We start from the raw sequence: 6,653 nt of genomic DNA, 5'->3' as shown, positions 1-6,653 counted from the left end.
CCACCATCGATCACACCGGCTCCGCCGTCGTGATCACGGCGTGCCGACCCACTCGTCGGAGCCGTCGACGAAGACCTGGTGCTTCCAGATCGGGACCGTCGACTTGAGGGTGTCGATCAGGTCACGCGAGGAGTCGAAGGCGACACCGCGGTGAGCCGCGGCGGTGCCGATGATCACGGCGATGTCGCCGATGTCGAGGTGGCCGGTGCGGTGCACGGCCGAGACGCCGTGCACGTCGTGGCGTCCGGCGACCTCGACGCACACGTCGCGCAGCCGGTCCAGGGCGCTCGGGTGCGCGGAGTAGTCCAGACCCGAGACGTCGCGACCGCCGTCGTGGTCGCGGACCCGCCCGACGAAGAGCGTGACACCGCCGTCGACGTCCTCGTCCAGGCTGTCCAGCACCTCCGTGACGTCGAGCGGCGTCTCGCGGATCGCCACGAGTCGCACTGCTTCCGGGGTGGTGTCGCTGCTCACGTCGGCGACCCTACCGGCGCCCCCGAGCAGCAGTGACCAGCGCTGACCGGCGTTGGCCGAACGGCGTACCGTGGGGCTCATGAGCGACGACCCGCGCAACGGCCCCGACGACACCCCCGGGGACGACGCGAACCCGTTCAAGGGGACGCCCTTCGAGCAGTTCTTCTCCGGCGGTGCCGGCGGCATGGGCGGCATGGGCGGCATGGACCTCAACGCGCTCGCCGGCATGTTCGGCGGCCAGGGAGGCCAGGGAGCCGGCGGGATGCCCGACCTGGGGGCCCTCTTCGGCCAGCTGCAGTCGATGATGCAGCCCTATGACGGCGCCCTCAACTGGGACGTCGCCACCGATCTCGCCCGCAAGTCCGTCGCTGCCTCCCCCGACCCCTCGCCCACCTCCGCACAGGCCGGGGCCGTCGCCGACGCCGTGCGCCTGGCCGACCACTGGCTCGACGAGGTCACCGGCTTCCCGAGCGGTGTCACCTCCACCGCGGCGTGGAGCCGCGCCGAGTGGATCGTCAACACGCTCGACGTGTGGAAGGTGCTCGTCGAGCCCGTGGCCGAGCAGTCGGTCAAGGGCATCGGCAACGCCCTCCCCGCCGAGGCCCAGGCAGCCGCCGGCCCGATCCTGGGCATGGTCGGGAAGGCGGTCGGCGCGATGCTCGCCTCTCAGGTCGGGTCCGGGATCGGCGTCCTGGCCGGCGAAGTGCTCGGCACCTCCGACATCGGTCTTCAGCTGAGCGCTCCCGGCAAGGCGGCCCTGGTCCCTGCCAACGTGACGGCCTTCGCCGACGGGCTCGACGTGAGCGAGGACGACGTCCTGCTCTACCTGGCGCTGCGCGAAGCAGCCCACATGCGTCTCTTCGCCCACGTGCCGTGGCTGCGTGAGCACCTCATCGGCGCCGTCACCGACTACGCCGGCGGTGTGGAGATCAACGCCGAGGCCCTGCAGCAGCGGATGGAGGAGCAGCTGCGCGGCGTCGACCCCGCCAACCCGGAGTCCATGCAGCAGCTGCTCGAGGGTGGTCTCTTCGACCTCCCCCGCTCTCCCGCTCAGGCCGCCGCCCTCGAACGCCTCGAGATCGCCCTCGCCCTCGTCGAGGGCTGGGTCGACGAGGTGGTCGGCCAGGCGACTGCCGAGCGGATGCCCGCAGCCGGCAAGCTGCAAGAGCTCGTACGACGTCGGCGCGCGGCCGGCGGTCCGGCCGAGCAGACCTTCTCGGCCCTGGTCGGCCTGGAGCTGCGACCTCGCCGCCTGCGCGACGCCTCCACCCTGTGGGCCTCGCTGCGCACCCGGCAGGGACCCGAGGCCCGCGACGGGGTCTGGACCCACCCGGACCTGCTGCCGACCTCCTCCGACCTCGACGACCCGTTGGGCTTCCGCGAGGACGCCACCGCGCCCACCGACCTGGACGCCGCCGACTTCGACGCCGAGCTGCGCAAGCTGCTCGACGGCGACCAGTCCGACGAGTGAGCGACCTCCACTCCGACGCCCTCGCCACGCTGGGCTCCTGGTCCGCGCCCGATCCGGACCAGGAGCAGCTGCGGCGTCGCTACGTGGCGCACCTGCAGGCCCACCCGGATGGCATGCAGCGCTCGTGCCGGCCCGATCACCTGACGGCGAGCACCCTGGTGCTCAGCGCCGATCATCGCCAGGTGCTGCTGACCCTGCACGCCAAGGCGGAGCGGTGGTTCCAGCTCGGCGGGCACTGCGAGCCCGACGACCATCGGCTCGTCGACGCCGCCACCCGAGAGGCGCGCGAGGAGTCCGGCCTGCCCGGTCTCGTGCTCGACGCGGTCCCGCTGCAGCTGAGCGAGCACGAGGTGCCCTTCTGCCGCCCTCCCGCCGGCACCGATCCCGACGGCCGGGTGGTGCATCACCTCGACGTGCGCTTCCTGGCAGTGGTGGCGGCGGACGCCGTACCCGCGATCAGCAAGGAGTCGCTCGACGTCCGCTGGTGGCCGGCCGGTGCCCTGCCCGACCCGGAGCCCGAGCTGCTCGACCTCGTGCGGCTGGCCCGGGCCCGGGTCGGAGTCAGTCCCGGAACTCCTGGGGAGGACTGATCCGCGCGCCCTCCGACCACCCCAGCAGGTAGCCCTGGGCCTTGCGGGACTTCGGGTAACGGTCCACCCATGCCCAGAACTTCTCGTCGTGGCTCGGCTCCAACAGATGGGCCAGCTCGTGCACCAGGACGTAGTCGATCACCCAGCCGGGCATCGCCTGGAGCCGTTCGGAGAGCCGGATGCTGCGCTCCCCCGGCGTGCAGGACCCCCAGCGTGAGTGCTGGTTGGAGACCCACCGCACCGACTCGGGCGTCGCCAGACCACCGAGGTAGGCATCGCTGAGCTTGAGCGCCCGGTCGAGCAGATCCGCGTCGGTCAGGGCCGCGCGCTCCTCGGCCTTGAGGACCTTCTTGACCATCGAGGCGACCCACTCGGCCTCGTCGTCGGCCGTGAAGGAGGCCGGGATCAGCACGACGATGCGCTCGCCGTCGCGGTAGGCCGAGACCGTTCGGCGTCGCCGCTTGGAGCGGCGTACCTCCACGTCCGGCGTGACCATGACACAGCAAACTAACGCCAAACTACGGGTTGGCCCACTCCATCAGTCGCTCGCGCGGCCACGTGTTGACGATCCGGTCCGCCTCGATCCCGGCTTCCTCGGCCCGCTCGCAGCCCAGCACGAGGAAGTCGAGCTGCCCCGGGGCGTGGGCGTCGGAGTCGATCGAGAAGAGGCAGCCGGCGTCGCGGGCCACGGCAAGCAGGTCCGACGGTGGGTCGCGGCGCTCGGGCCGGGAGTTGATCTCGACGGCCACGTCGTGCTCGGCGCAGGCTTCGAAGACCGCCCGGGCGTCGAACGTCGACTGCCCTCGCGTCCCGCGGTTGCCGGTCACCAGCCGCCCCGTGCAGTGCCCCAGCACGTTGGTGCGCGGGTTGCGCACCGCGGCGACCATCCGCCTCGTCATGGGAGCCGCCTCCATCTTGAGCTTGGAGTGGACGCTCGCGACACGAACGTCGAGGCGCGCGAGCAGGTCGTCGGCCTGGTCGAGCGACCCGTCGTCGAGGATGTCGACCTCGATCCCCTTGAGCAGCGTGAAGCCGGACCCGACGTCGGAGCCGAGGTGTTCGTTGACGGCGTCCACGACGCCCAGCTGGCGCGAGAGACGCTCGGCCGAGAGCCCCCGGGCCACCTTGAGCCGCGGCGAGTGGTCGGTGAGGACCAGGTAGTCGTGCCCCAGCTCGATCGCCGTCATCGCCATCTCCTCGATCGGCGAGCCGCCGTCGGACCAGTCGGAGTGGGAGTGCAGGTCGCCACGCAACGCTGCGCGCAGGTCGGCGCCGCCGTCGGTGAGCGGACCGGCGTACTGCGCCTCGAGGCTCGCCAGCCGATCGGGCACCTCGCCGCGGACGGCGGCGGCGATCACCTTCGCCGAGCTCGCACCCACCCCGGGCAGGGCGACGAGGGTGCCCTCGTCGACGGCTCGCGCGACGTCGGCCTCGCCCAGCGGCAGGATCGCCGAGGCAGCACCACGGAACGCCTTGACCTTGTAGGTGTCCTCGCGAGCGCGCTCGAGCAGGAACGCGATCCGGCGCAGGGCGGCGACCGGACCGGCGTCGTACTCGGTGTTGTTGGTCGTTCCGTCGGACATTTTTCCTCTCCACAGTCAGTGGATGACATCCTCGCAGGTCAGCGCCGTACGGCGGGCAGCCGCCGCAGGTTTTCCACAGCCCTCTCCCGGACTCCTCCACGGGATCGACTACCCGTGCACAGGGTTATCCACAGGCTGCTCCACAGGGCGACCGGCGGGTGGATTGACCGCGGCCCACGCGACTCCCTAGGTTGTCGTCTCAGACGAGGCCTCCGGGCCATCCGGTGATGCTCGCAGGGGAAGGCGAGCGTCACCACGGTGGCCCGGGGGTCTCTTCTTCTGTCCCGGGTCCGGATCGGCCTCAGCGCCCGCTGAACCGCGCGGGACGCTTCTCCTGGCTCGCCGCGATGCCCTCCTGGAGGTCCTCGGTGGCCATCGTGATGGGTTGGGCCAGCGCCTCCCACTGCAGCGCCGAGTCGAGGTCGCGGTGGCCACCCTCGGCCAGGGCGAGCTTGGTGAGCTTGGTGGCGATCGGTGCGTTGGCGGCCACGTCGGCGGCGGTCGCAAGCGCCTCCTCCAGGAACCCCTCGCGCGGCAGCACCCGCGAGACGAGGCCGAGGCGCAGCGCCTCCTCCCCCTGCACCAGCCGCCCGGTGAGGAGCAGGTCGCGCGCGGCAGCGGCTCCCACGGCGTTGGGGAGCAGGAACGTGCCGGCCATGCCGGGGTGCAGGCCGAGCTTGAGGAAGGGCATCCCGAGCTTCGCCGACTCCGTGGCGTAGCGGATGTCGCAGGCCAGCGCCATGCAGAGCCCGGCGCCGATCGTCGCGCCGTTGATCGCCGCGATCGTGGGCACCTCGAGGCGTCGGATGGAGAGCCACGCGCGGTAGAAGGCGATCATCCGGGTCCGCAGCTCGTCGACGCTGGCGTCGGGCTCGGCGGCCAGCCAGGACGTGATCCCGCCCGAGCAGAAGGCCGTGCCCTCACCGGTCACCACGACCACCCGGACGCCGGGGTCGGCCGCCAGCTCGTCGATCGCGGCCACCCAGGAGCTGGTCATCTCCGGCGACATCGCGTTGCGCAGGTCGGGGTTGTCCAGGACGAGGAGCGCGACGCCGTCGCTGGGGCGCTCGAGACGGAGGTGCGTGAGGTCAGCCATGCTGAGCATGCTACTGAGCGCGAGCCGGGCACCTCGGGGTGTCGATGTGGGGGGCGCCTCGCCCTCCCGTGCCGTAGTGTCCGACACACTGAGACCCAGCTCAGTGCCCCCAACGACACCGATCGACCATCACGTCGACACATCACCAACAACAAGGAGGCCGTCATGGCTGAGACCTGGAGCGGCGAGTTCTACTGCGTGAAGTGCAAGGAGAAGCGCGAGGCCGAGGGCGAGGTGCGCGTCAACGAGAAGGGCACCCGGATGGCCAAGGCGGTCTGCCCCGTCTGCAGCACCAACCTCAACCGCATCCTCGGCAAGGCCTGATCCGCCCCTGCCCCTGCACCCCCCAGATCATCACAGCTCATCCGGTGGCGGCCCTGCAGCAGGAGGGCCGCCACTGCTGTGCCCGATGGTCGCCCGAGGAGGGCCTGTGGATGAGGGCCGACGCTCCCGGCGCTCCTGTGTGACCCTCGTCAGGTGTCTGTTCGACCCGCCTCGACAACCGCGCTCCGACTGCGAGCCGGCGTGCACGTCGTACGTCGTGACGCGCGGCACGTGCAGGTGGGGCTCGACCCGCCGCAGCGGGTGATCCTGACCGCCGACCCCGACACGTTGGCCCTCCTGGACGCGCTGGGCGGCGGTATGGTCGCGGACCTCCGCTCACCCGACCTTCCGGAGGCGGCCTGGGCCCGGGTCGTACGGCGGCTGCGCGACGCGGACCTCCTCCTCGAGGAGGGAGCCTCGCAGCGGTGTGGTGGCACGGTGGCGATCGCCGACCGCCCGATCGACGACGGGCGTACGGCGGGCGGTCTCGCGGAGGCCCTCTCCGCCGTGGGGATCCCCGTGGTGACGCCCCAGCAGACGCCGGACATCGTCGTGGTCTGCGCCGACGGACCGCTCCCCCGAGCCGCCGTGGATCCGTGGGTGGCTGACGGCACCCCCCACCTGGTCATCGGCGGGACCGGAGCCCCGGGATCCTGGCGGATCGGTCCGCTCGTCGAGCCGGGCGTGACCGCCTGCCTGCGTTGCGTCGACGCAGCCGAGGCCACCGACGACCCCCGCAGACCTCTCGTCGTCGCCCAGCTCGCCCGGCTGACTGCCGCGCCCCTGAGCCCGCTGACCCGGTCGCTCGGCCTCGCCTGGGCCGCTCGTGACCTGACCGCGTTCCTGAGCGGCGACCGGGCGTCGACGTGGTCGGCCAGCGTCGACGTGCACGCGCCGGTCCCTCGACCGCGTCGGTGGCCCCGGCACCCCGAGTGCGGCTGCTGCTGGGACGAGCTGCCCTACTGAGGCCGGCGCCACGCACGGTGCGCGTCACCACCACTCGTGGTCCAGCTCCCCGAAATGACCAGGAGCCGGGCACGACGTCCTCGACGTCGTACCCGGCTCCCGTCCGGTGTTTCCTTGGATCCAACAGTGACTCACCCGCGATCAGGGTG

The 6,653-nt window shown here is 71.8% G+C and carries 8 protein-coding genes; 4 read left to right on the top strand and 4 right to left on the bottom strand.

Translation table 11 applies throughout. The features are described 5' to 3' along the window. Positions 1–33: 33 nt before the first annotated feature. Complete coding sequence (locus Q1K33_RS12470) at positions 34–474, bottom strand: molybdenum cofactor biosynthesis protein MoaE (RefSeq protein ID WP_300404397.1); 441 nt, start codon at positions 472–474, stop codon at positions 34–36. Positions 475–553: 79 nt separating this feature from the next. On the opposite strand from Q1K33_RS12470, the gene Q1K33_RS12465 reads away from it, so the two are divergent. After that, positions 554–1,945 carry a zinc-dependent metalloprotease gene (locus Q1K33_RS12465; RefSeq protein ID WP_300404396.1) on the top strand — a complete coding sequence of 464 codons (1,392 nt, stop codon included), beginning with the start codon at positions 554–556 and terminating at the stop codon, positions 1,943–1,945. Then, on the top strand, positions 1,942–2,535 hold the full coding sequence (locus Q1K33_RS12460) for an NUDIX domain-containing protein (protein ID WP_300404394.1): 594 nt from the start codon (positions 1,942–1,944) through the stop codon (positions 2,533–2,535). Before Q1K33_RS12465 ends, Q1K33_RS12460 begins: the two co-directional genes overlap by 4 nt. Here the strand turns inward: Q1K33_RS12460 and Q1K33_RS12455 are convergent. From Q1K33_RS12455 to Q1K33_RS12445, 3 genes are all read right to left on the bottom strand, one after another. Next, positions 2,507–3,031, bottom strand: coding sequence for a M48 family metallopeptidase (locus tag Q1K33_RS12455; protein ID WP_300404392.1), 525 nt, complete (start codon positions 3,029–3,031; stop codon positions 2,507–2,509). The two genes, Q1K33_RS12460 and Q1K33_RS12455, sit on opposite strands and share 29 nt — an antisense overlap. Positions 3,032–3,053: 22 nt before the next feature. After that, on the bottom strand, positions 3,054–4,118 hold the full coding sequence (locus Q1K33_RS12450; RefSeq protein WP_300404390.1) for a PHP domain-containing protein: 1,065 nt from the start codon (positions 4,116–4,118) through the stop codon (positions 3,054–3,056). A 301-nt stretch (positions 4,119–4,419) separates the two neighbouring features. Further along, a complete protein-coding gene (locus Q1K33_RS12445; protein WP_300404389.1) occupies positions 4,420–5,214 on the bottom strand; it encodes an enoyl-CoA hydratase-related protein in 795 nt (264 codons plus the stop codon). A 165-nt stretch (positions 5,215–5,379) separates the two neighbouring features. Here Q1K33_RS12445 and Q1K33_RS12440 point away from each other — a divergent pair, with 165 nt between their 5' ends. Continuing rightward, positions 5,380–5,538 (top strand): DUF5679 domain-containing protein, encoded by a 159-nt coding sequence (locus Q1K33_RS12440; protein ID WP_300404387.1) that lies wholly within the window; start codon positions 5,380–5,382, stop codon positions 5,536–5,538. Between the two features lie 153 nt (positions 5,539–5,691). Continuing rightward, a complete protein-coding gene (locus tag Q1K33_RS12435; protein WP_300404385.1) occupies positions 5,692–6,504 on the top strand; it encodes a hypothetical protein in 813 nt (270 codons plus the stop codon). Positions 6,505–6,653: the final 149 nt, after the last annotated feature.

This window comes from Nocardioides sp. (assembly GCF_029937575.1).
Classification (GTDB): Bacteria; Actinomycetota; Actinomycetes; order Propionibacteriales; family Nocardioidaceae; genus Nocardioides.
This window is presented reverse-complemented; position numbering and strand designations above follow the sequence as displayed.

Bases quoted from the DNA above. Each gene is read 5' to 3' on its own strand.
- Q1K33_RS12465 (WP_300404396.1), top strand. From the start codon at position 554: ATGAGCGACGACCCGCGCAACGGCCCCGACGACACCCCCGGGGACGAC.
- Q1K33_RS12450 (WP_300404390.1), bottom strand. From the start codon at position 4,118: ATGTCCGACGGAACGACCAACAACACCGAGTACGACGCCGGTCCGGTC.
- Q1K33_RS12455 (WP_300404392.1), bottom strand. From the start codon at position 3,031: ATGGTCACGCCGGACGTGGAGGTACGCCGCTCCAAGCGGCGACGCCGA.
- Q1K33_RS12445 (WP_300404389.1), bottom strand. From the start codon at position 5,214: ATGGCTGACCTCACGCACCTCCGTCTCGAGCGCCCCAGCGACGGCGTC.
- Q1K33_RS12440 (WP_300404387.1), top strand. From the start codon at position 5,380: ATGGCTGAGACCTGGAGCGGCGAGTTCTACTGCGTGAAGTGCAAGGAG.